This window comes from Pseudomonas sp. GCM10022186, assembly GCF_042656385.1.
GTDB lineage: Bacteria > Pseudomonadota > Gammaproteobacteria > Pseudomonadales > Pseudomonadaceae > Metapseudomonas.
The window spans coordinates 260148-283799 of record NZ_JBHSOU010000063.1 but is presented as its reverse complement, the minus strand read 5'-3'; the positions used below and the strand labels follow the sequence as shown (position 1 = coordinate 283799).

12 protein-coding genes and 2 pseudogenes are annotated in these 23652 nt (G+C 65.2%); 9 read left to right on the top strand and 5 right to left on the bottom strand.

The features are described from left to right. From ACFPU0_RS22350 to ACFPU0_RS22340, 3 genes are all read right to left on the bottom strand, one after another. On the bottom strand, positions 1-772 hold a 772-nt coding region (locus ACFPU0_RS22350), incomplete at its 3' end, for an extracellular solute-binding protein (protein WP_377695490.1). Positions 773-835: 63 nt separating this feature from the next. Then, the gene (locus tag ACFPU0_RS22345; protein ID WP_377695477.1) at positions 836-2341 is read right to left on the bottom strand and encodes a gamma-aminobutyraldehyde dehydrogenase; all 1506 of its coding nucleotides are present in this window, start codon (positions 2339-2341) and stop codon (positions 836-838) included. 105 nt (positions 2342-2446) lie between these two features. Beyond that, positions 2447-3358 carry a LysR family transcriptional regulator gene (locus tag ACFPU0_RS22340; protein ID WP_377695476.1) on the bottom strand — a complete coding sequence of 304 codons (912 nt, stop codon included), beginning with the start codon at positions 3356-3358 and terminating at the stop codon, positions 2447-2449. Between the two features lie 248 nt (positions 3359-3606). On the opposite strand from ACFPU0_RS22340, the gene ACFPU0_RS22335 reads away from it, so the two are divergent. The 5 genes and pseudogenes from ACFPU0_RS22335 (at position 3607) to ACFPU0_RS22315 (ending at position 15149) form a co-directional block, all read left to right on the top strand. Beyond that, positions 3607-12747, top strand: a complete 9141-nt coding sequence (locus tag ACFPU0_RS22335; RefSeq protein WP_377695475.1) for a hemagglutinin repeat-containing protein — start codon at positions 3607-3609, stop codon at positions 12745-12747. Positions 12748-13217: 470 nt separating this feature from the next. After that, the gene (locus ACFPU0_RS22330; protein WP_377695474.1) at positions 13218-13910 is read left to right on the top strand and encodes a transposase; all 693 of its coding nucleotides are present in this window, start codon (positions 13218-13220) and stop codon (positions 13908-13910) included. A gap of 37 nt (positions 13911-13947) precedes the next feature. Further along, positions 13948-14160 (top strand): annotated as a pseudogene (locus ACFPU0_RS22325) (DUF637 domain-containing protein); the annotation flags it as partial. 48 nt (positions 14161-14208) lie between these two features. After that, the gene (locus tag ACFPU0_RS22320) at positions 14209-14952 is read left to right on the top strand and encodes a toxin C-terminal domain-containing protein (protein ID WP_377695489.1); all 744 of its coding nucleotides are present in this window, start codon (positions 14209-14211) and stop codon (positions 14950-14952) included. 2 nt (positions 14953-14954) lie between these two features. After that, on the top strand, positions 14955-15149 hold the full coding sequence (locus ACFPU0_RS22315) for a hypothetical protein (protein ID WP_377695473.1): 195 nt from the start codon (positions 14955-14957) through the stop codon (positions 15147-15149). Between the two features lie 612 nt (positions 15150-15761). Here ACFPU0_RS22315 and ACFPU0_RS22310 read toward each other — a convergent pair. Continuing rightward, positions 15762-15923 (bottom strand): annotated as a pseudogene (locus ACFPU0_RS22310) (IS5/IS1182 family transposase); the annotation flags it as partial. A 67-nt stretch (positions 15924-15990) separates the two neighbouring features. Beyond that, positions 15991-16893, bottom strand: a complete 903-nt coding sequence (locus ACFPU0_RS22305) for a LysR family transcriptional regulator (RefSeq protein ID WP_377695472.1) — start codon at positions 16891-16893, stop codon at positions 15991-15993. Positions 16894-17069: 176 nt separating this feature from the next. On the opposite strand from ACFPU0_RS22305, the gene ACFPU0_RS22300 reads away from it, so the two are divergent. The 4 genes from ACFPU0_RS22300 (at position 17070) to ACFPU0_RS22285 (ending at position 23649) form a co-directional block, all read left to right on the top strand. Continuing rightward, on the top strand, positions 17070-18737 hold the full coding sequence (locus ACFPU0_RS22300) for a GMC family oxidoreductase (protein ID WP_377695471.1): 1668 nt from the start codon (positions 17070-17072) through the stop codon (positions 18735-18737). Between the two features lie 124 nt (positions 18738-18861). Then, entirely contained in the window at positions 18862-20478 is a 1617-nt protein-coding gene (locus tag ACFPU0_RS22295; protein ID WP_377695470.1) for an MFS transporter, read from the top strand. A gap of 384 nt (positions 20479-20862) precedes the next feature. Then, positions 20863-21552, top strand: coding sequence for a tellurite resistance TerB family protein (locus ACFPU0_RS22290; protein WP_377695469.1), 690 nt, complete (start codon positions 20863-20865; stop codon positions 21550-21552). Between the two features lie 456 nt (positions 21553-22008). Beyond that, positions 22009-23649, top strand: a complete 1641-nt coding sequence (locus ACFPU0_RS22285) for a methyl-accepting chemotaxis protein (RefSeq protein ID WP_377695468.1) — start codon at positions 22009-22011, stop codon at positions 23647-23649. Positions 23650-23652: the final 3 nt, after the last annotated feature.

Here is a 23652-nt window from a genome sequence, read left to right as displayed (position 1 = left end):
TGCTGGAGGCGGCCACGCCCTCGTTCTTGAAGTCGCTCATCTGCACGGTCGCGTCATGCCAGTAGCGGTGCACCAGGCTGTGCTGCTTGCGCAGCAGGTCGAGCACGGCGCTGTACTGCTCTTCGGTCAGTTGGTAGGGGTCCTGGATGCCCAGTTCCGGTTTGGCGGACTTCAGGTAGAGCGCGGCATCGGCGATGTAGATGGGGCCGTCGTAGGCCTGGACACGCCCCTTGTTGGCCTTGCCGTCGGCCAGTTGCTGCGGCTCGAACACCGCGCTCCAGCTGTCCGGCGCCTGCTTGTAGGCCTTGGTGTTGTACATCAGCAGGTTCGGGCCCCACTGATAGGGGGTGCCGTAGGACCTGCCGTCGACGGTGAACCAGGGCGCGTCCTTCAGGCGCGGGTCGAGGTTCTTCAGGTTGGGGATCAGCTCCGGGTTGATCGGCTGCACGCGCTTGCCATGGATCAGGCGCAGGGAGGCGTCGCCGGAGGCGGTGACCAGGTCGTAGCCACCCTTGGCCATCAGGCTGACCATCTCGTCGGAGGTGGCGGCGGTCTTCACGTTGACCTTGCAGCCGGTGTCCTGCTCGAACTGGGTGACCCAGTCGTAGTTCTTGTCCGTTTCGCCGCGCTCGATGTAGCCGGGCCAGGCGATGATGTCGAGCTGGCCTTCGCCGGCGCCGACTTGTTTCAGGGCTTCGGCGGCCTGCAGGCTGCCGCTTGCGAGGACGGCGGTGGCCACTGCGCTGAGCAGGGCGGTTTTGCGCACGGACATGTTGTTCCCTCTTATTCGTTATTGGTCGGGGCAGATGAAGCAGGTTGGTGCGTTCTTGTTCTCTTAAAAGTCAGTGCCATGACGCGCCATGATGTGGCGCACCACGCTGTAGTCCTGCAGCGAGTCGCTGGACAGGTCCTTGCCGTAGCCGGAGCGCTTGAGCCCGCCGTGGGGCATCTCGCTGGCCAGCATGAAATGGGTGTTGATCCAGGTGCAGCCGTATTGCAGCCGTGCGGCCACCTGCATGGCCTTGTCCAGGTTCTGGGTCCAGACGGACGAGGCCAGGCCGTATTCGGAGTCGTTGGCCCAGTCCACGGCCTGGGCCAGGTCGTCGAAGCGGGTGACGGTGACCACCGGGCCGAACACCTCGCGCTGGACGATCTCGTCCTGCTGCTTGCAGCCGGCCAGCAGGGTCGGCTGGTAGTAGAAGCCGGCGCCCGAATGCACGGCGGCGCCAGTGACCCGCTCGATATGCGGCTGGCCCAGGGCGCGTTCGACGAAGCTGGCCACGCGGTCGCGCTGGCGCGAGCTGATCAGCGGGCCGATTTCATTGTCCTGGTCGCGCTTGCGGGCGAAGCGCAGGTTGGCCACGGCCTCGCCCAGCTCGCTCACCAGGCGGTCGTGGATGCCGGCCTGGGCATAGATGCGGCAGGCAGCGGTGCAGTCCTGGCCGGCGTTGTAGTAGCCGTGGGTGCGCACGCCCTGGACCACGGCGTCGAGGTCGGCGTCGTTGCAGACGATCACGGGCGCCTTGCCGCCCAGTTCCAGATGGGTGCGCTTCAAGGTGCGGGCGGCGCTCTGCAGGATCTTCTGCCCGGTGACGATATCGCCGGTCAGCGACACCATGCGCACCTTCGGATGGCCCACCAACTGGCTGCCGACGCTGTCGCCACTGCCGCAGAGGATGTTGATCACCCCCGGCGGGAGGATTTCCGCCAGGGCCGGCGCCAGGGCCAGGATCGACAGCGGGGTGTGTTCCGAGGGCTTGAAGATCAGGGTGTTGCCGGCGGCAAGCGCCGGGGCGATCTTCCACGCCGCCATCATCAGCGGGTAGTTCCAGGGTGCGATGGAGGCCACCACGCCCACCGGGTCGCGGCGCACCAGGCTGGTGTGGCCGGGGACGTACTCGCCCGCCAGCTGGCCTTGCTGGCAACGCACGGCGCCGGCGAAGAAGCGGAACACATCGGCGGTAGCGGGAATGTCGTCCTGGCGCGCCAGGTGCAGCGGCTTGCCGCAGTTCAGGGCTTCGAGGCGGGAGAGTTGATCGGCGTGTTTCTCGATGGCGTCGGCGATGGCCAGCAGGGCGGCGGAGCGCTGCGCGGGCGTGGTGCGCGACCAGCCGGCGAAGGCGCGGTGGGCGGCGCCGACCGCGGCTTCCACCTGTTCGATCGAGGCTTCGGCGACGGCCACCAGGGTCTCGCCGCTGGCGGGGTTGATGATCGGCTCGGCCAGCCCCTCGCCGATGACGAGCTGACCGTCGATCAGCAGTTCGGTGTGCAGGGTCGGGGTACTGGTGGCGCCGGTCATCTTGCTGGCTCTTTTCTTCTCGGGTTTTTGTTCTTCGGTCATCCCGGTGCTCCTTTTGGGCGCCCGGCATGGCTCTGCTTATGGGTTCGAGAGACTAGAGGCCGGGCTTGAGGTCGACAAATTCTAAATATTGAAAGCGGCGTTCGATTAAATCGAAAGCCTGCGGCTGTTCGGCTGCTCCCGCGCCACGGTGAGGAAGGGGTCCACCAGGGCCGGCCGCGCGGTGCCGCGGCGCCAGGCCAGGCCCACGTCCAGCGGCTCGCCCAGGTCCACCAGGGGGCGCGCTTCGATGATGTCGCCCTCCAGGGACCAGGGGCGGTAGGTCATGTCCGGCTGGATCGACAGGCCGAGGCCGGCGGCCACCAGGCTGCGCACCGCTTCCACCGAGGCGGTGCGCAGGGTCACCTGCGGCGTCAGCCCGGCGCGAGACCAGATGCGTTGGGTGTGCAGGCCCATCTCGTCGGCGTTGAGCTGGATCAGCGGCTCGCCGGCCACGTCCGCCAAGGCGATGCTGTCGCGCTCCAGCAGCGGGTGCTGGGCCGGCAGCCAGAGACGGTGGGGCGAGTGCGTCAACACCTCGGTCTGCAGCGCGAGGCGGTCCTCCAGGTTGGAGAGGATCAGCACGCCGACGTCGATCTCGCCGCTCACCAGCAGGTGCTCGATATAGGGGCGCTCGTCCTCCACCACCCGCGTCTTCACGTTGGGGTAGGCGCGCTGGAAGCGGGTGATCAGGTCGGCCAGGTAATAGCCGGCCACCAGGCTGGTCACGCCGATGGTGAGGCTGCCGGCCACCTGGTCGGTGCTCTGCTGCAGGCTGCGCTTGGCGTTCTCCACCGTGGCCAGGATCAGGTGCGCCTGACGCAGGAACTGGTGGCCCTGGTGGGTCAGCGACATGCCCTTGGCGTGGCGGTTGAACAGGCTCACGCCGATTTCCTCTTCCAGCTGCTGGATGGCCAGGGTCAGGGTGGACTGGGAAATGAACACCGCCTGGGCGGCAGCGGAGATGGAGCCGGTTTCGGCCACGGCGATGAAATGGCGGATCTGGCGGAGGGTCATCATGGGCGGATGGCGTCGCTGGATTATCGAAATCTGAACGAGGGTTTCGCTTTTTTAGATGGTTCCGCGAACTTCCGCCACCTTGCGGGTCCGCAGCGGTGATTTTGGTTCGATGTGTAAGGGGCCATAGGAAATCTCCGAAACCGGGATCGACTCTTCTCTATCTGCGGTTGGGCGCTTGCTAGGGCGGCGTCTGGTTTCGACCATCTCGCACTTTCCGAGTCGAAGTTCGCGAAGGTCGAGGCCCCCGTATGGATACCCGCAGTCCTCTCAACCAATGCATCGCCCTGGCCCTGGCCGGCATCCTTTTCCTCGATCCGATCGTCGCCACCGCCGCCCAGTTGGCGCTGGACCAGGCGGCCGGCGGCAATACCCAGCTGGGCCAGGCCGGCAACGGCGTACCGGTGGTCAACATCGCCACCCCCGACGGCAGCGGGCTGTCGCACAACCGCTTCCGCGAGTACCACGTCGGTGCCGAGGGGCTGATCCTCAACAACGCCACCGCGCGGACCCAGGCCACCCAACTGGGCGGGCTGATCCTCGGCAACCCCAACCTCCAGGGGCGCGCCGCCGGCACCATCCTCAACGAAGTCACCGGCGGCAACCGCAGCCTGCTCGGCGGCTACACCGAAGTCGCCGGGCAGTCGGCGCGGGTCATCGTCGCCAACCCCCACGGCCTCACCTGCAACGGCTGCGGCTTCCTCAACACCCCGCGCGCCACCCTGACCACCGGCAAACCGGTGCTGGAGGGCGGGCGTCTCGACCGTTTCCAGGTGGACGGCGGCGACATCGCCCTCGAAGGTGCCGGCCTCAACGCCAGCAACGTCGACCAGTTCGAGCTGATCACCCGCAGCGCCAAACTCAACGCCGAATTGCACGCCCGCAACCTGGCCATCGTCGCCGGGCGCAACGACGTGCAGGCCGACAGCCTGGCCGCCACCCCGCGCACCGCCGATGGCAGCGCCGCCCCCGCCCTGGCCCTCGACAGCTCCGCCCTGGGCGGCATGTACGCCGGGGCCATCCGCCTGCTGGGCACCGAGGCCGGGGTCGGCGTGCGGCTGGCCGGCAACCTGGCCGCCAGCGCCGGCGATATCCGCATCGACGCCAACGGCCAGGTGACCCTGGCGCAGACGGCGGCGGCCCGCGACCTGCAGGTCAGGGCGCAGGGTGCCGAGCTGACCGGCCCGGCCTATGCCGGCGGCAGCGCCACGGTGGAGACCCAGGGCGACCTGGCCATTCGCCAGAGCCTGGCGGCGAAGGAGGCCGTGCGCCTGGCCAGCGGCGGCCAGTTGACCAATAACGGCGTGGTCGAAGCCGGGGTCAACCCGGACAACAGCCGCAACGGCGGCGGCGATGTGCAGGTGCGCGCACGGGACCTGCGCAACGCCGGCACCCTGGCGGCCAGCCGCACCCTCGAGGTCCGCGCCCGCCAGACCCTGGACAACCAGGGCGGCACCCTCAGCGCCCAGGGCAATGCCCAGGTCTCCGCCGGCAAGCTGGATAACCGCCAGGGCCGGGTCCTGGCCCAGGATGAGCTGGCGCTCAGCGCCGGCGAACTGGACAACCGGGCCGGGCGGGTGAACGGCGCCGGCCAGGTGCAGGCGCAGGTGGGCCATCTGGACAATCGTGGTGGCGAGGTCTCCAGCCGCAGCGGTGCGCGGCTGCAGGCGGGGAGCGTCGACAACCGGGGCGGCCGGATCGTCGGCGAACAGCAGTTGCAGCTGGACGCCAGTGCGTCCCTGGACAATGACGCCGGGGTGCTCGGCAGCAAGGGCGACGTGCAGCTGGACGCCGGCTCGCTCCGCAACCGCGCTGGTGAGATTGCCAGTGGCGGTGCCACCCGCGTCCAGGCCGCCAGCCTGGATAACCAGGGCGGTGCAGTGCTGGGCGACCAGGGCCTGGCGGTGACCCTGAACGGTGCGCTGGACAACCAGGGCGGTACCTTGGGCAGCGGCCGCGACCTCAGCCTGCAGGCAGCCCGCCTGGACAACCGCCAGGGCGGCCTGGTGGGCAGCACGCAGGCGCTGCAGTTGGCGGTCGGCGATGTGGACAACCGAGCTGGCGAACTCTCCAGCCGGGAGGCCATCCGCTTCGGCGGCAACCGGCTCGACAACAGCGATGACGGCCGGCTGCTGGCCGGCACCCGCCTGGAGCTGGCGGTCGCACGGGTGATCAACCGCGCCAAGGGTCTGATTTCCGCCAAGGCTGGGGTGGACCTGACAGGCCGCAGCCTGGACAACAGCGGCGGCCGCCTGCTCAGCCAGCAGGCCCTGACCGTCGCCCTCGACGAGGCGCTGACCAACCAGCAGGGCCTGATCAGCAGCGAGGGGCCACTGGACCTGCGCGTTGGCAACCTCGACAACCGGGTGGGCAGCCTGTCCAGCGCCGGCGCCCTGACCCTGGCCAGCCGTGGCCAACTGAACAACCACGGCGGGCAACTGGTCACCGATTCCACCCTCGCCCTCAGCAGCGCCGACCTCGACAACCGTCAGGGCGTGCTGTCCGCCAAGGGGGCGGCCCAGCTCACCACCGGCGACCTCGACAACCGCCAGGGGCAGTTGACCAGCGCCGCTGCCCTGGACCTGGCCACGGGCGAACTCATCAACCACGCTGGCCGCCTCGGCAGCCAGCAGGCCCTCAGCGTCCGCGCCAGCGGCCTGGCGCAACAGGGCGGCCAGCTGTTCAGCCAGGCCGGCCTCCGCCTCGACCTGCAGGGCGGTGACCTGGACAACCGCCAGGGCCTGATCAACGCCCCCGGCCAGTTGCTGCTGCAGCGCCTCGGCAACGTCGACAACCGGGGCGGCGAAATCTCCAGCCAGCAGGCCTTCACCCTGGCCGCGCGCCGCCTCGACAACAGCAGCGGCCAGCTGCTCGGCGCCCAGGCCCTGACCCTGCGCCTCGACCAGGCGCTGGCCAACCTCAAGGGCCTGATCGCCGCCGCCCGCCTCGACGTCGCGGCCGCCAGCCTGGCCAACGCCGGCGGCACCCTGACCAGCCGCAGCGATACCCAGGTCGCCATCAGCGGCGTCCTGGCCAACGACCAGCAGGGCCTGATCAATGCCGCCCAGCGGCTCAGCCTGCAGGCCGGCAGCCTGGACAACCGCGGCGGCAGCCTGCTGGCCGGCAGCGCCCTCGACCTGCGCACCCAGGCCGTCGACAACCGCGACCAGGGCCTGATCAACAGCCAGGGCGGCCTCGACCTGCAGACCGGCACCCTGGATTCCAGCCAGGGCGGCGAAGTCTCCGCCCAGGGGGCCCTGCGCCTGTTCCTCGACCGGCTGATCCAGCGCCAGGGCCGGCTGATCGGCGCCACCGGCCTGACCCTCGACCTCAACGGCGGCGACCTGGACAACCAGGGCGGCCTGATCCTCGCCCAGGGCCCGCTCAGCCTCCAGCGGCTGCGCGACCTGGCCAACCAGGGCGGCGAGCTCAGCAGCCGCCAGGACTTCAGCCTGGTCCTGCGCGACCTCGACAACCGCGGCGGCAAGCTGATCAGCAGCGGCCAACTCGACCTCAAGGTTGGCAGCGTAATCAACCAGGGTGGCCTGCTCTCCGGCTGGCAGGGGCTCAGCGTCAGCGGCCAAAGCCTCGACAACCGTCACCGCGGCACCCTCTCCAGCCGCCAGGGCAACCTGGCTGTCGACCTCAGCGGCGAGCTGCAGAACAGCGACGAAGGGGCGCTGGCCAGCCAGGGCTGCCTGGACCTCCAGGCCGCCAGCCTGGACAACCGCAACCAGGGCATCCTCTCCAGCGGCGGCGACCAGCAGCTCGATGTCGCCACCCTGCTGGACAACCGCGCGGGCGGGCAGATCGACAGCGGCGCGACCTTGACCCTCAAGGCCGCCCGCCTGAACAACGCCGCCGGTACGGTGCAGGCGCACCAGGCGCTCACCCTGAACACCGCCTCTCTGGACAACCGCGCCGGCACTGTCGCCGGCAACGCCGCGCTCACCCTCAATCTCCTCGGCGCCTTGTTCAACGCCCACGGCCAGCTGGCCAGCGTGGGCCCGCTGCTGCTGCAGGGAGCCAGCCAGGTCGACAACCAGAACGGCCAGATCGTCAGCCAGGGCCTGCTGACCCTGCTCACCGGCAGTCTGGACAACCGCCAGCGTGGCACCGTCGCGGCCAACGGCGCCCTGCTGCTGACGGCGACCGGCGCGGTGCAGAACGCCAACGACGGCCTGATCTACAGCCGCGATGCCGGCCTTACCCTCAGCGCTGCCGGCCTCGACAACAACGGTGGCACGCTGCAGAGCCAGGGTGACCTCACACTCATGGCCGACACCGCCCTCAGCAACCGCGGCGGACGGGCCCTCAGCCAGGCCGGCCACCTGGAGGTCCGCGCCGGCCACCTGGACAACCGCGGCGGCACCCTCGCCAGCCTGGCAGGCTGGGTCAAGGCCCGCCTGAGCGGCTGGCTCGACAACGGTCTCCATGCCGGCCAGGGCGGCGTGCTCCAGGGGCAGTCGCTGGACCTGACGGCCGTCGCCGTGGCCAACCAGGGCGGGCACCTCTCGGCCCTCGCCGGCAACGCCCTGCTGAACGTGGCCAGCCTGGACAACAGCCAGGGCGCGCTCTTCGCCAAGCAACTGCTCCAGGTGAGGGGCAACAGCCTGGTCAACGCCGGGCAGATCGCCGCCGGCGCCGTGGACTTCAGCCTGGCCGGCGCGCTGGACAACCAGGCCGGCATCCTCGAAAGCGACACCACCCTGACCCTGGCCGCCACCACCCTGGACAACCGCGGTGGCCAGCTGCGCGCCCTGGGCCGCGGCGGCCGCACCCAACTGAGCGTGCACGGCCTGCTGGACAACCGCCACGGCACCCTGGAAAGCGCCAACCTCGACTTCGGCCTGGCGGCGGGCAGCCTGCAGAATGCCGGCGGCACCCTGCTGCACGTCGGCAGCGGCGCCTTCGACATCGCCCTGCCCACCGTCGCCCATGCCGGCGGCAGCCTGATCACCAATGGCGGCCTGACCCTCAATGCCGACAGCTGGACCAACAGCACCCTCATCCAGGCCGGCCGCCTGACGGTGAACGTCGGCCAGTTCCACCAGACCGCCAGCGGCCAGTTGCTGGCTTCCAGCAGCTTCACCGGCAGCGGCGGCGACTGGCGCAACGACGGCCTGATCGCCAGCGATGGCGCACTCAGCCTCGATCTCGGCGGCAGCTACAGCGGCGACGGCCGCATCAGCAGCCTGGGCGACCTGGGCCTCAGCGCCGCCCAGCTCATCCTGCCCACCGCCGGCCGCATCACCGGCGGCGGCCGCACCCATGTCTGGGTCGGCGGCCTGCTCAGCAACAGCGGGGTGATCACCGCCGCCAGCGACCTGACGGTCAACGCCGGGCAGTTGCACAACCACGGCACCCTGGGCAGCGCGGAACACTTGCGCCTGGTGACGCCGAGCCTGCTCAACGAGCACGGCCTGCTCTTCAGCGGCGGCGACCTGGCGTTGCGGGTGGGTCGCTTCACCAACCGCTATGCGGATGTGTACAGCCTCGGCGCGCTGGATCTCGCCGCCAACGATGCCGGCGCATACAGCACCTTGCTGGAAAACATCTCCGCCACGCTGGAAAGTGCCGGTGACATGAGTCTGGCGGCGGTGTCGATCGTCAACCGCAAGGATTTCTTCAGCGTCTCGGAACAGCTGCAGTCGGGCACCATCAAGTTCCAGTGCATCGACTGCTCCGACCGCAAATACCAGACGGTGTACTACTACGTCGATGAACGGATCGAACGTACCGTCACCGCCGATTCCGCCGCCGCCCTCATCACCAGTGGCGGCAACCTCAGTGTTGTCAGCGAAAGCTTCCACAATCAGCACAGCCTGGTTTCCGCCGCAGGCAATATCGGGATCAGCAGCGCCACCTTCCTGAACGAGGGCGCGACCACCGAAAGCGTCGTGCGCTCGCGAACCTTCCTCAGCCCAACAGAGGGCTCCGACGTCTTCTCGACGCTCGTCCATGGAGAGTTGGCCACCTACAACAAGCACAACTCCCTGTATGTGCACCGCTACGGGTATTGGCAGCGACCTACCGAGAATATCGGCCAGGCTTACATCTACTACGGAGCTGACAAGCAGATCACCGACCAGCCCAACCCTGATTTCAATCCTGCTGTCCATTACGGTGTCCCTGCGCAGATCCTCGCCTATTCCCTGGTCAGCGCAGCGGAGACCAGCACCAATACCGGCGTCGCGGCCAACGCCATTATCCAGGCCGGTGGCAATGTCACCGTCCAGGCCACCAGCAGCCTGGGCAACGGCGTTAGCCGCAGCAACGTCGCCTATGCCGGTGGCAGCAACCGGGTGTCGAACACCGCAGTAGACGCCAGTACCGGCGGAACTGGCGCCCAGATCAATGCTCAGCTGCCGCCCGACCTCGCCCAACAGCAGGTCAACCCGCTCACACTGCCCGGCTTCAGCCTGCCCAACGGCGAGAACGGTCTGTTCCGCCTGAGTGGCCAGGCCGGCAGCGACACCCTGGCCACTGCCGGCCAGGGCCCGCAACAGTGGACGCTGGGCGGTGCCAGCGTGGGCCTCGTCCAGCGTGAGCAGGTGGCTCCCAGTGGGCCGGGGCGCACCCCGCCGGAAGGTAACGGCACTGTCGGCAATACCAGCCCCATTGGTGTCGTCGAGCGGGTCCAGGGCGTGCCGCCCCATGACAACCGCCCCCAGCCGCACAAGTACCTGATCGAAACCAACCCGGAACTGACCCACCTCACGCAGTTCCTCAGCTCCGACTACCTGCTCGGCCACCTCGGCTACGCCCCCGACCAGGCCCAGAAACGCCTCGGCGACGGCCTCTACGAGCAGCGCCTGGTGCGCGAGGCCATCGCCGCCCGCACCGGCCAGCGCTTCCTCGACGGCCTGACCACTGACGAGGCAATGTTCCGCTACCTGATGGACAACGCCATCGCCAGCCGGCAGGCGCTGGACCTCAGCGTCGGCGTGGGCCTCTCCGCCGCCCAGGTGGCGGCGCTGACCCACGACATCGTCTGGCTGGAAGAGCACGAGGTGAACGGCGAGAAGGTGCTGGTGCCGGTGCTCTACCTGGCCCAGGCCGACGGCCGCCTGGCGCCCACCGGCGCGCTGATCCAGGGCCAGGACGTGACCTTGATCGCCGGCGACGAGCTGGCCAACCAGGGCACCCTGCGCGCCAGCGACAACCTCAGCGCCACCGGCCGGAACCTGGTCAACAGCGGCCTGGTCGAGGCCGGCGATCGCATCTCGCTGCTGGCCACCGACAGCATCCGCAACGCCCAGGGCGGCCTCATTGCCGGGCGCGATGTCAGTGCCATCGCCCTCAGCGGCGACATCCTCAACGAGCGCTCGGTGACCAGTCATCTGGTCGACACGGCGGGCCGAACCGAGCGGCGGGACTACCTGGACAGCGCGGCGCGCATCGAAGCCGCCAACAACCTGAGCCTCTCCGCCGGGCGCGATATCACCAATATCGGCAGCGCGCTGCAGGCCGGCAGCGACCTGTTCCTGAGTGCCGGCCGGGACGTGCAGATCCTCTCCCAGCCGGAGCGGGTCGGCCAGGCCTTCGGTCCTGGCTACCGGGACGAGAGCGTTACCCAGCACGGCGCCACCGTGACCAGTGGCCGTGACCTGAGCCTCTCGGCGGGGCGCGACATCACCGCCATCGCCAGCCAGCTGGAGGCCAAGCGCGACATCCGCATGGCGGCGGGCGGGGACATCCTCCTGGCCTCGGCGGCCGATGAGGAGCACTTCTACGCCAAGAGCAAGACGGTCACCCGCCAGGAAGACCACGTGCGCCAACAGGAAACCTCAGTGGTGGCGGGGCGTGACGTCGACCTGCAGGCCGGCAAGGACCTCACCCTGGTGGCCAGCCGGATCGAAGCCGGCGGCGAAGCCTTCCTCTACGCCGGCAACGACCTCAGCCTGCTGGCCGCCGAAGACAGCGACTACTCGCTGTACGAGAAGAAGAAAAAAGGCTCGTTCGGCAGCAACAGCTTCAAGCGCGATGAAGTCACCGAGGTGCGCAACATCGGCAGCCGCATCACCACCGGCGGCGACCTCACCCTGGTCAGCGAGGGCGACCAGCGCTACCAGGCCGCCCGGCTCGAAGCCGGCGCCGACCTGACCCTGGACAGCGGCGGCGAGATCGCCTTCGAAGCGGTGAAGGACCTGCACCAGGAGAGCCATGAAAAGAGCAAGGGCGACCTCGCCTGGACCAGCGCCAAGGGCAAGGGCAGCACCGACGAAACGGTGCGCCAGAGCGAACTCATCGCCCAGGGCGAAATCGCCATCCATGCCGTGGACGGCCTGAAGCTCGACCTCAAGCACCTCGACCAGCAAACCGTCAGCCAGACCATCGACGCCATGGTGCAGGCCGATCCGAACCTCGCCTGGATCAAGGCGCTGGAACAGCGCGGGGATGTGGACTGGCAGCGGGTGCAGGAGATTCATGACTCCTTCAAGTACAGCCATTCGGGAATCGGAGCCGGAGCGGCAATAGCCATCGCTATTCTCGTCGCGGCGGCAACCTATGGGGCTGCAAGTTCAGCGGTTGGTACTGCTGCGAGCGCGGGAGTTGGATCGGGAACAACGATGGCAGCAGCAGGTACTGCCGCGATGGCGGAGGCTGGAACGGCGGTCGGAGCCGCGGGGGCGGGTTGGGGCAACGCGATGGCCGCGACAGCGATTTCCTCCGCAGCGGGAACGGGAGCGGCCAGCTTGGTCAGCAATAGCGGTGACTTGGGGAAAACACTCAAAGATGTGACGAGCACGGACAGTCTGAAAGCATACGCAACTGCTGCCTTAATAGCAGGATTTGGCGCTGGCGTAACCGATGGCTGGGGTCGAGAGCTAACGGCAGAGGGTAACTACAAAATGGTCCGATTCAGCGAGCGCCTCAAGGCATATGCCGCCAATACAGCATTGAAAGGGATGTTGAGTGGTGAAAGCAAAGAGGCATGGCTGAGTATTGCGGCGACTGGGGCTCTGATGGAGTTGTATCAGTACTCCGTAGGGCGAGAGCCAGATGTTAGGCCCGGTGTAGACCGACCTGATGGTCCGAGAGCAATTCCATTGGAAGATGGTACGGTTCCTAATGTTCTTATGGATGGGATTGCACGGGAGGGGAAGAATATTGGACTGAATTGGCCATCTCTTGATGCTTGTCAAGGTGTTTATTCAATTTGTCATGGGACGTATATTAGTGATGCGCTAAACAGCATTCCGGGTTTTAACTCGTTTGCTACATTGCATGATACTTGGATGAATCAACTGGAGATTCATAAGGGTGGAAGTATGTCCGTTTTTGAAAACTTGGGAAGCATGCCGCCTGCATTGTTTATTAATTATGGGGCGATTTATGATAAGTATCGTTTTCTGAACAGTTCGGTGAGAGAGAATGAGGAGAAGTAGCTTTTATGCGGCTCTTCTTTTGGTGGGAGCTTGTGCTCCATCTAACTCTGCTTGGCGGGCTGGGATGGATGGCGCTGTTGGGAGGGACTTTGGTCTATATCTAAATCCATATGGATACCATGGAAGTCTGTGGTCGCCAGTGAATAAGGAAAGAGGGTTTGATAAGGTTGTTGAAGAAGGAGGGGAGAGGCGTTATTTCATTACTTGGATCAGAAGTTGCCGGTATTCGATGCTTGTTTCTGCCGATGGTGTGGTGAAATCTTGGCGGTATGAGGTGAAAGATATAAAAGACTGCTATGTGTTCTAGGTGGAAAGTATGTTGCGGGGAGTGGCTGAAGGTTTTTTCGGCATTTACCCGTTTTTAGAGGCGGTAACTCGGTGTGTGACTGAAAAGGGGACAGATTTATTTTTCCTACTCTAATTCCTCGGGAAGAGAGAGCAGGTTATAGGTCGTCATGGAGGGAGGAGTCATGTCCAGGGTCGGGCGAGTCTTGTTGCCAAACTATCCGCATCACATCGTCCAGCGTGGCCATAACCGGCAGGTCGTGTTTGCCGAGGCGGCTGATTTCGAGCGTTACCTGGCTGACCTGCGCGAGTTGAAGGATGCCTTCGGCGTCAAGGTCTATGCGTACTGCCTGATGACCAACCATGTGCATCTGCTATTGGCCCCGGATGATTCACTGGGCGGGCTTAGCCAGTTGATGAAGACCTTGGCGGCTCGCGCAACGCGCTACCGCAATCGCCTGGAAGGCCGTTCCGGAACCCTGTGGGAAAGCCGCTTCAAGTCGAGCATCGTGCAGTCCGATGCCTACTTGTTGGCCTGTAGTCGCTATATCGAACTGAACCCCGTGCGGGCGTGCATGGTGGCTGAGGCAGGGGATTATCCCTGGTCCAGCTACGCCCTGCGTATTGGGGTTGCAGCCGAGCAGAACTGGTTGGACGACGACCCGTGTTTCCAAGCGCTCGGTACTAGTGATGACGAACGGCGCCGCCGGTATGCCGAGTTCGTCAGGCAGGCGGTGCCCACCGAGGAACTGAGCCTGATTCGAGAGGCCATTCAACGCGGTCAACTGACGGGGAGCAGCCGCTTTGTGGATGAAGTTGAGCGTATTGCGGGTGTACGGATTGAACGGCGCAAGCAGGGACGGCCGAAATTAGAGTAGGGAAAATAAATCTGTCCCCTTTTTTCTCCAGGCTGGTTTAGAGACGGCAATTGGTGGAGGAAGCTTCAGCGATAACTTGAAGAACTCATTGGCCGCCCAGGCAGGCAATGTCGGGATGGCCATCGGCTTCAACCTGATTGGTGACTGGGCGCTGGGCAAGTACCCGGACGGTAGCCCGCAGAAGGTCATGGCGCATGCCCTGATGGGAGGGCTCGTTGCGGAGGCCACAGGGAGCGACTTCAAGACCGGGGCATTGGCGGCCGGCGCCAATGAGGCACTGGGCAATGCGCTCTCGAACATGGTCGGGGGCGACGAAAACCTCGAGCTGATGTCGTCCCAGCTCGTTGGGCTTCTGGCCGCAGCGGCAGTCGATGGCGACCTTGAGAAAGGCTCCGAAATTGCCAAGTACGCGACGGCGTACAACCAGCAAGTGCATCGGGAAGCTAGAGAGCGTTTGGAGTATGGGCTAGAGATACTTCATGCGCAGGGTAAGTATCCGGGATTAGATGCGGAAACGGTTCTAAAAGATCTTCGCAAGATTGTTGATGGAGATGCCTCTAGTGCCTCAGACCTTAATCCTGAGGTGGTAAAATTTCTCAACTCTGAGTTCACTCCAGCCTCATTGCGGGATACTTTGCTGGAACCGGAGCCGTGGGAAATACTAGCATCGATCGCTTTAGATCTTGCACCGACCCCGGTAGGGAAGGTCTCGGCTGCTCAGAAAATAAAAGGAATTTCGAAAGAGGTTCAGCAGGCGCTTGAGCAGAAGTATGGCGCAGATCTACTCTTAGCTGCAAAAGGTGCTGTATACAGGACGAACAAGGAAGCAAAGATTGCAGCAGAAGCACTAGGATTTAGTAAGGTATCTGAAACGGTTCATGGTGGGCAGGCAGTGTACAAAAAAGGGGGGCTATATATAACCAGGGACCTGGATGGACATAATGGAGGGGCTTGGAAAATGGCCGACTCCATTAAAGGATTGAATAGTAAGCGTACCAGGCTCGGGACGTATGATGTAAATCTAAAACGTATTGGAGATTAATTGTGAAAAGTAAAAATTTAGGAGAGGCGTGGGTTGGTAAAGGAAAAACTATAAGGGAGCTGATTGAGGAGTTGGGTTCATTTGAGGACAAGGATTTGCTCATAGAGATATCTTTTGATGGGGGTAAAACATCAAAACCAATAAGTCTTGTTGGGAAAAAGGGTTGTAAGTGCCTGTTGATTTATCTAGAAGACTAGACCCGCATGCGAAAAGACTGGAAAAGGGGACAGATTTATTTTTCCTACTCTAATTCCTCGGGAAGAGAGAGCAGGTTATAGGTCGTCATGGAGGGAGGGGGAGAAAAGGTGACGGGGAGAAAAGGTGACAGATTTATTTTCTGTACTCTAATTTCGGGCGATTCTCTGTGCGCGCCGATTCTCGGCGACCATCGCGGACCTGTCTGCCAAGTATGGGCATGAGATTTCCTGCAAACCCGTGACCGCTCTTTATCAACTCAAGTGATTCAATAATCAGGGCACGAAAAGGGGACAGATTTATTTTATCTACTCTAATTCCTTGGGGAGAGGGCAGGCTTTAGTTATCCATGGCGGGAGAGACCATGCCTAGGGTGGGGCCGGTCGTACTACCAAACTATCCACATCACACAGCAAAAAGGGGATAGATTTATTTTCCCTACTCTAATTTTCTAGTGATCGGGCTCGTCGATGGAAATCGATTTGGCTAAATGCAGCACGGTCAGGAATTAAGTAGTGATTTCTTCAAGGTGGTACTGATTAGGATCGGCAGATCGCCGAGTGAAAATCTAAGAAATTAGAGTACAGAAAATAAATCTGTCCCCTTTTCTGTAGATACGGGGGACGGCCATTGCCCGCCTTGGGGTAGTACGGCTCGATCAGCGCCAGCAGCCCGGCCCAGGGCACCACTTGCTCCATCTCCGCCAGAAAGCGCTCGCGCCGGGTCTGTTTGCGCTTGCCGGCGTACTCGGCATCGGAAAAGCTCATCTGGGTCATGCGACAGGGCTCAGGTTCTGCGGGGGCGTCATTTCAGCAGATCGGTCGGGACTTTTCCGGAGTTTCCCTAGGGCGCGTCCGGGCGTCCCCCCAGCAACAGCCCCCGCTCCCGCGCACAGAGCTCCAGCAGGAAATCCCACACCACCCGCAGGCGCACCGAGCGGTGCAGTTCGCGGCGGGCGCTCATCCAGTACTCGCGCTCGATGCTTTCGTCCGGCAGTACCGGCACCAGGAGCGGATCGCGCAGGCCCATGAAGCGCGGCAGGATCGCCAACCCGATGCCGGCCTGGGCCGCCTGTTGCTGGGCCACTACGCTGGTGCTGCGGAACACCACCTGGGGATGGCGGCAGAAGCTGTGGTGGAACATCAGCTCCTGGCTGAACAGCAGGTCGTCGACGTAGCCGATCCACTGGTGGCGGGCCAGGTCGTCGCGGTTGCGCAGCGGCGGCGCCTGGTCCAGGTAGGCCGGGCTGGCGAACAGGCTGAGGCGGTAGCGGGTCAGCGAGCGGGTGATCACCAGGTCGGCGCCGGGGCGGTCGAGGGAGATGGCGATGTCCGCCTCGCGGTTGGTGATGCTGACGAAGCGCGGCACCGACACCAGTTCCACCTCCAGGCCCGGATAGCGGCGCATCAGTTCGGCCAGGCGCGGGGCGAGGAACACGCTGCCCAGGCCCTCGGTGACGCCGATGCGGATCTGCCCGAGCGGCGAGATGCCCTGGCTCATGTCTTCCTGGGCCAGCAGGGCGGTGTTTTCCATGGCTTCGGCGTGCTTGAGCAGGGCCTGGCCGGCCGGCGTCAGCTGATAGCCGCCGGTGTGCTGGACGAATAGCTGTGTGCCGAGGTCGCGTTCGATGTTCTCGATATGCCGCGCCACGGTGGCGTGGGTGGTGTTCAGGCGCTTGGCGGCGGTCAGCAGGCGGCCGCTGCGATGAAGTTCGAGGAAAAAGCGCAGGTCATTCCAGTCGAACATGGCACCGGTCCTTGGTGGGGAAAGGGAAGGGCGTTGTTAGAAAACTAACAGCAGCTGCCCCGAAACGTTCGTTTTTTTATCGTGAATGAGCGGCTAGCCTCAAGCCGTCCGTGATCTGGCGGTCAATTGCCGCCAGTCCGACGGCCTTCGAAAACAACGACAAGACGAGGCTCGCCATGTCCGAGGTAATGGATACCTACGACTACCTCATCGTCGGCGCCGGTCCCGCCGGCTGCCTGCTGGCCAACCGGCTTTCCGCCGACCCGGCCAACCGCGTCCTGCTGCTGGAAGCCGGCGGCCGCGACAACTACCCCTGGATCCACATCCCCGTCGGCTACCTCTACTGCATCGGCAACCCCCGCACCGACTGGTGCTTGGACACCGATGCCGTGCCCGGCCTCAACGGCCGCGCCCTGAAGTACCCGCGCGGCAAGGTGCTCGGCGGCTGCTCCTCGATCAACGGCATGATCTACATGCGTGGCCAGGCCCGCGACTACGACCAGTGGGCGGCCGAGGGCAATGCGGGCTGGAGCTGGCAGGAACTGCTGCCGCTGTTTCGCGGCATGGAAGACCACTTCGCCGGTGCCAGCGAGCTGCACGGCGCCGGCGGCGAATGGCGGGTGGAGCGCCAGCGCCTGTCCTGGGCGTTGCTGGACGCCTTCCAACAGGCGGCGGCGCAGACCGGCATCGCCAGCGTCGAGGACTTCAACGGTGGCGACAACGAGGGCTGTGGCTACTTCCAGGTCAACCAGCGCGGCGGTGTGCGTTGGAACGCCTCGAAGGGCTTCCTGCGCAGCGTCATGCAGCGGGCCAACCTGACCGTGCTGACCGGCGCCGAGGCGCAGCGGATCATCCTCGAACAGGGCCGGGCCAAAGCGCTGCTGGTGCGTTGCCAGGGTAACGAGCGGCGCTTCGAGGCGCGCCGGGAAATCATCCTCAGCGCCGGCGCCATCGGCTCGCCCTGTCTGCTGCAACGCTCCGGCATCGGCCCGCGCGGATTGCTGGAGCGCCTCGGGATAGGCGTCGCCCACGAGCTGCCCGGGGTGGGCGGCAACCTGCAGGATCATCTGCAATTGCGCCTGGTATACCGGGTCAGCGGCGTGCCGACCCTCAACCAGATCGCCGGCAGCCTGTGGGGCAAGCTGGGCATGGGAGTGCGCTACCTGCTCGACCGCAGCGGGCCGCTGTCGATGGCGCCGAGCCAACTGGGCGCGTTCGTCCGTTCCGACCCGCAGCAGCCTTCGGCCAACCTCGAATACCACGTGCAGCCGCTGTCGCTGGAGCGCTTCGGCGAGCCCTTGCACGACTTCCCGGCCTTCACCGCGTCGGTCTGCGACCTGCGTCCGCACAGCCGTGGCACGGTGCGCATCCGCTCCACCGACCTGCGCGAGGCGCCGTCGATCCAGCCGAATTACCTGAGCGACCCGCGCGACCTGGCGGTGGCCGCCGACGCCATCCGCCTGACTCGGCGCATCGTCGCCCAGCCGGCGCTGGCGCCCTATCGGCCGGAGGAATACAAGCCCGGCCCGGACTACAGCAGCGAGGAAGACCTGCACCGCGCCGCCGCCGAGATCGGTACCACCATCTTCCACCCCGCCGGCACCTGCCGCATGGGTCAGGGCGCCGGGGCGGTGGTGGACGCACAGTTGCGCGTGCGCGGGATTCCCGGCCTGCGCATCGCCGACGCCTCGATCATGCCCAGCCTGACCTCCGGCAACACCTGCTCGCCGGTGCTGGTGATCGCCGAGAAGGCGGCGCGGCTGATCCTCGCCGAGCGGCAGCACCAGGAGCGCCCCCAGGCCCTGGCCATGGCGGAACAGGGGGAGGAACGAATCGGGGCTTGAGCGAGGGACTTTCGCCGGCCCGGGACATCCAGCATCGCGCGGCGCCTTGCGTCGTGGTGGTCGAGGCTGATCAGCAGAGGCATCCACAACAACAAGAGCCCTCACGAGGGGCAGGAGAGCCGCAATGAGCGAGTACGCAACGACCAGCTATGCCGTACCAGCCGCCACGGCCAGGGAAGAGCGCAAGGTGATCTTCGCCTCGTCCCTGGGCACTGTCTTCGAGTGGTACGACTTCTTCCTCTATGGCGCCCTGGCGGCGGTGATCAGCAAGCAGTTCTTCGCCGGCGTCAACGACACCACGGCCTTCATCTTCGCCCTCATGGCCTTTGCCGCCGGTTTCCTGGTGCGGCCCTTCGGTGCCCTGGTGTTCGGCCGCCTGGGCGACATGATCGGGCGCAAGTACACCTTCCTGATCACCATCCTGCTGATGGGCCTGTCCACCTTCGCCGTGGGCCTGCTGCCCACCTACGCCTCCATCGGGGTCGCCGCGCCCATCATCCTGGTCACCCTGCGCATGCTCCAGGGCCTGGCCCTGGGCGGCGAGTACGGCGGCGCGGCGATCTATGTCGCCGAGCACGCCCCGGCCAACAAGCGCGGCGGCTACACCAGCTGGATCCAGTCCACCGCGACTATCGGCCTGCTGCTCTCGCTGCTGGTGATCCTGGCCTGCCGGCAGCTGACCGGCGACGAGTTCGAGACCTGGGGCTGGCGCCTGCCGTTCCTGCTGTCGATCGTGCTGCTGGGGATTTCCACCTGGATTCGCCTGTCCATGCACGAGTCGCCGGCCTTCCTGAAGATGAAAGCCGAGGGCAAGTGCAGCAAGGCGCCGGTGCGGGAATCCTTCACCAACTGGAGCAACCTCAAGGTGGTGCTGACCGCTCTGTTCAGCATCAACGCAGGGCAGGCGGTGACCTTCTACACCGCGCAGTTCTACGTGCTGTTCTTCCTCACCCAGGTGCTCAAGGTGGACGGCGGCACGGCCAACGGCCTGCTGATCGTCGCCCTTGTGCTGGGCGCGCCGTTCTTCATCGTCGCCGGCTGGCTATCCGACCGCATCGGCCGCAAGCCGGTGCTGCTGGCCGGCCTGCTGCTGGCGACCCTGGGCTACTTCCCGCTGTTCAAGGCGCTGACCCAATACGCCAACCCGGCCATCGACCAGGCCAGCCGGCAGGCGCCGATCAGCGTGATCGCCGACCCGGCCACCTGCACCTTCCAGTTCGATCCGGTGGGCAAGGCGAAATTCGATAGCCCTTGCGACAAGGCCAAGACCTTCCTGGTCAAGAGCGGCCTGCCGTACGCCAGCGTCGCGGCACCGGCCGGCAGCGAGGTGCTGGTGAAGATCGGCGAAACCGAGATCCGCGGCTTCGACGCCACGGCCATGGCGGCGGCGGTGACGGCGGCGGGTTATCCACAGCAGGCCGATAGCGGGCAGATCGACAAGCCGATGGTGATCGCCATCCTCTTCGCCCTGGTGCTGATCTCCACCCTCTGCTACGGCCCGCTGGCGGCGCTGATGGTGGAGCTGTTCCCCACGCGCATCCGTTACACCGCGCTGTCCCTGCCGTACCACATCGGCAACGGCTGGTTCGGCGGCTTCCTGCCCACGGTGTCCTTCGCCCTGGTGGTGTACACCGGTGATATCTTCTACGGCCTCTGGTACCCGGTGCTCATCACCGGCGGCAGCCTGGTCTGCGCACTGCTGTTCCTGCGCGAGACCCGCCACGTGGATATCCACCGGTAGTGGGCTTCCCGGTAGGGTGGATAACGCTCTTTTATCCACCATCGGTGTCATGCCGAACGACGACTGGTGGACAGAAAAGCGTGGTCCACCCTACAACGGTGCTTCGTGCAGCCTGGTGGATGTCGCTTTTTACATCCACCAACGGCGTCCGGCCGAGCATCGGAAGGTGGACCGGTGAAGCGTGGTCCACCCTACGACGCTTGCGATACCCATCAGCCCTGTCCGCATGGGTATCGCTCCGCTCCACCCATCCTACGTCGCGGTGGCCAGTCGATGTTCCGCGCGGCAATGCAATATCCGGAAGCACTCTGCCCCCTGCCACGAGGAATCCCTCCGGCTAGAGTCGGTCGATCACTTGAATCGACCCATCGCCTGGAGGCTGTCATGAACACCCGTGGACTGCTCGACCAACTGCTCAAATCCGGCCAGGACCTGCTGCAGCAGAAAACCGGCAAATCAAGCGGCAAGTCCGGCAATGGCAACCTCGGCAGCCTGCTCACCGGCGCCGGTGGTGGCGCCTTGGCGGCCGGGGCCCTGGGGCTGCTGCTGGGCAACAAGAGCGCGCGCAAGCTGGGCGGCAAGGCGCTGACCTACGGCGGCCTGGCCGCTCTCGGCGTGCTGGCCTACAAGGCCTACGGCAACTGGCAGGCCCAGCAGGCGGCGGCGCCCCAGGGCGAACCCCAGACCCTCGATCGCCTGCCCGCGCCCCAGGCCGAGCAGCACAGTCAGGCCATCCTCAAGGCCCTGGTGGCTGCGGCCAAGGCCGATGGCCACGTGGATGCCCGCGAGCGGCAGCTTATAGAGGAGGAGTTGGCCAAGCTGACCCAGGATGCGGACCTGCGCCGCTGGCTCGACGCCGAACTGAACAAGCCGCTGGACCCGGCCGACGTCGCCCGCGCCGCGACTACCCCGGAGATGGCCGCCGAGATGTACCTTGCCAGCGTGCTGATGGTGGATGAAGAGCACTTCATGGAACGTGCCTACCTCGAGGAACTGGCGCGGCAATTGCGGCTGGACCCTGGCCTCAAGGTCGAACTGGAGCGGCAGGTACGGCAGGAGCTGGTGTCGCAGTAGCCTGAAGCGGGGCCGGGGTGGTGAGCCTCGGGCTTGTAGGATGCGGTTTCGCTCCGCTCTAGCGGAACGCCGCCCGCCACATCCTACGGAGCGTCGTAGGGTGGACCACGCTTCATCGGTCCACCATCGGCGTACGGCATGGCAGGGACGGTGGAAATGAAAAGCGATTTCCACCCTACGACAGCAGGTACATTGGCAATGGGCTGCGCGGTTGAGTTCATTCCCCAGCTCCGGTGTGCCGCTCCCGGGCTATGTGGCTTTCAATCGATACTGAGTAGCGTTTCTCCCTGCAAATCTTCCACTTTCTGCCAGACTTTCCGGACATCGGACGCTGTCGGTTTTCTGGCGGCATAAAAGTACCGTTTGCCGAGCTTGCGGGCGCCTGGACTAGTCACTAGAGTCGCCGCCACGGCTTCGGGCCGCCATGAATCCGGGCACAGGTAACTGGGGAAGAATGTGAAGAACTGGACAGTTCGCTTGCGTATCCAGGCAAGTTTCGCGGTGATCATCGTCATCATGCTGTTGATGGCCGTCAGCTCCTACACACGCCTGGTCACCATCGAGAATGGGGCCAACCGGGTGCTGGAGGACGCGATGCCGGGCATGTACCACATCACCAAGGTACGTGGCGCCTGGACCGATCACATGCTCAAGACCCAGGCACTCTTCGGCCTCCACGAGGACCATGCGGACCACGGAGACGAGGGCCTGACCCAGCAGGACCTGGCGAGTTTCGAGGCCAGCGTCCGGGATCTCGACGCTTCGCTCACCGCCTACGAGGCGACCATAGTCGAGCAGGAGGACCGGGCCCTCACCAACGAGTTCAAGAAGGCCCGCGAAGAGTACGGGGAGCTGCATGGGCAGATGCTTGCGCTCCTGCAGAAGAAACAGATGGAGCCGGCGGCGGAACTGTTCCAGGGAGCGCTTTCGGAGCGTTGGGGGGACGGGCGCGCCAAGCTGGGCGAGCTGATCGAGATGAACAAGGCGATCGCCGAGCGCTCGTCGACCAGCATCGTTGCGGCCGTGCGCGACGCGGAGCTCAGCATGCTGCTGTCGATGCTGGCGGCCATCGCCGTCGCGTTGATCTCCGGATTGCTGCTCATGCGGGCGATCACCCGTCCGGTGCAGAACGTGGTCAGTACCCTGAAGGTCCTTGGCAGCGGTGATTTCTCCGCGCGGCTGCAGCTCAACCGGCAGGACGAATTCAACGCCATCGAAACCGGTTTCAACAGCATGGCCGAGGAGCTCAAGAGCCTGGTGGCCCAGGCCCAGCGCTCGGCGGTGCAGGTGACCACCTCGGTCACCGAGATCGCCGCCACCTCCAAGCAGCAGCAGGCCACGGCCACCGAGACAGCCGCCACCACCACGGAGATCGGCGCCACTTCGCGGGAGATCGCCGCCACCTCGCGGGACCTGGTGCGCACCATGACCGAGGTGTCCGGCACCGCCGAGCAGACCTCGATCCTTGCCGGTTCCGGCCAGCTGGGCCTGGCGCGCATGGAAGACACCATGCACCAGGTGATGGGCGCCGCCGAGCTGGTCAACGCCAAGCTGGCGATCCTCAACGAGAAGGCCGGCAACATCAATCAGGTGGTCACCACCATCGTCAAGGTGGCCGACCAGACCAACCTGCTTTCCCTCAACGCCGCCATCGAGGCGGAAAAGGCCGGCGAGTACGGCCGCGGTTTCGCCGTGGTGGCCACCGAAGTGCGCCGCCTGGCCGACCAGACCGCCGTGGCCACCTACGACATCGAGCAGATGGTCCGGGAGATCCAGTCGGCGGTATCCGCCGGGGTCATGGGCATGGACAAGTTTTCCGAGGAAGTGCGCCGCGGCATCGCCGAGGTGGGACAGGTGGGCGAGCAGCTGTCGCAGATCATCCAGCAGGTGCAGGCCCTGGCGCCGCGGGTGCAGATGGTCAACGAGGGCATGCAGGCCCAGGCCACCGGCGCCGAACAGATCAACCAGGCCCTGGTGCAACTGGGCGAGGCCACCGGGCAGACGGTGGAGTCCCTGCGCCAGGCCAGCTCCGCCATCGACGAACTGAACCTGGTGGCCAACGGCCTGCGCACCGGCGTCAGCCGCTTCAAGGTCTGAGCC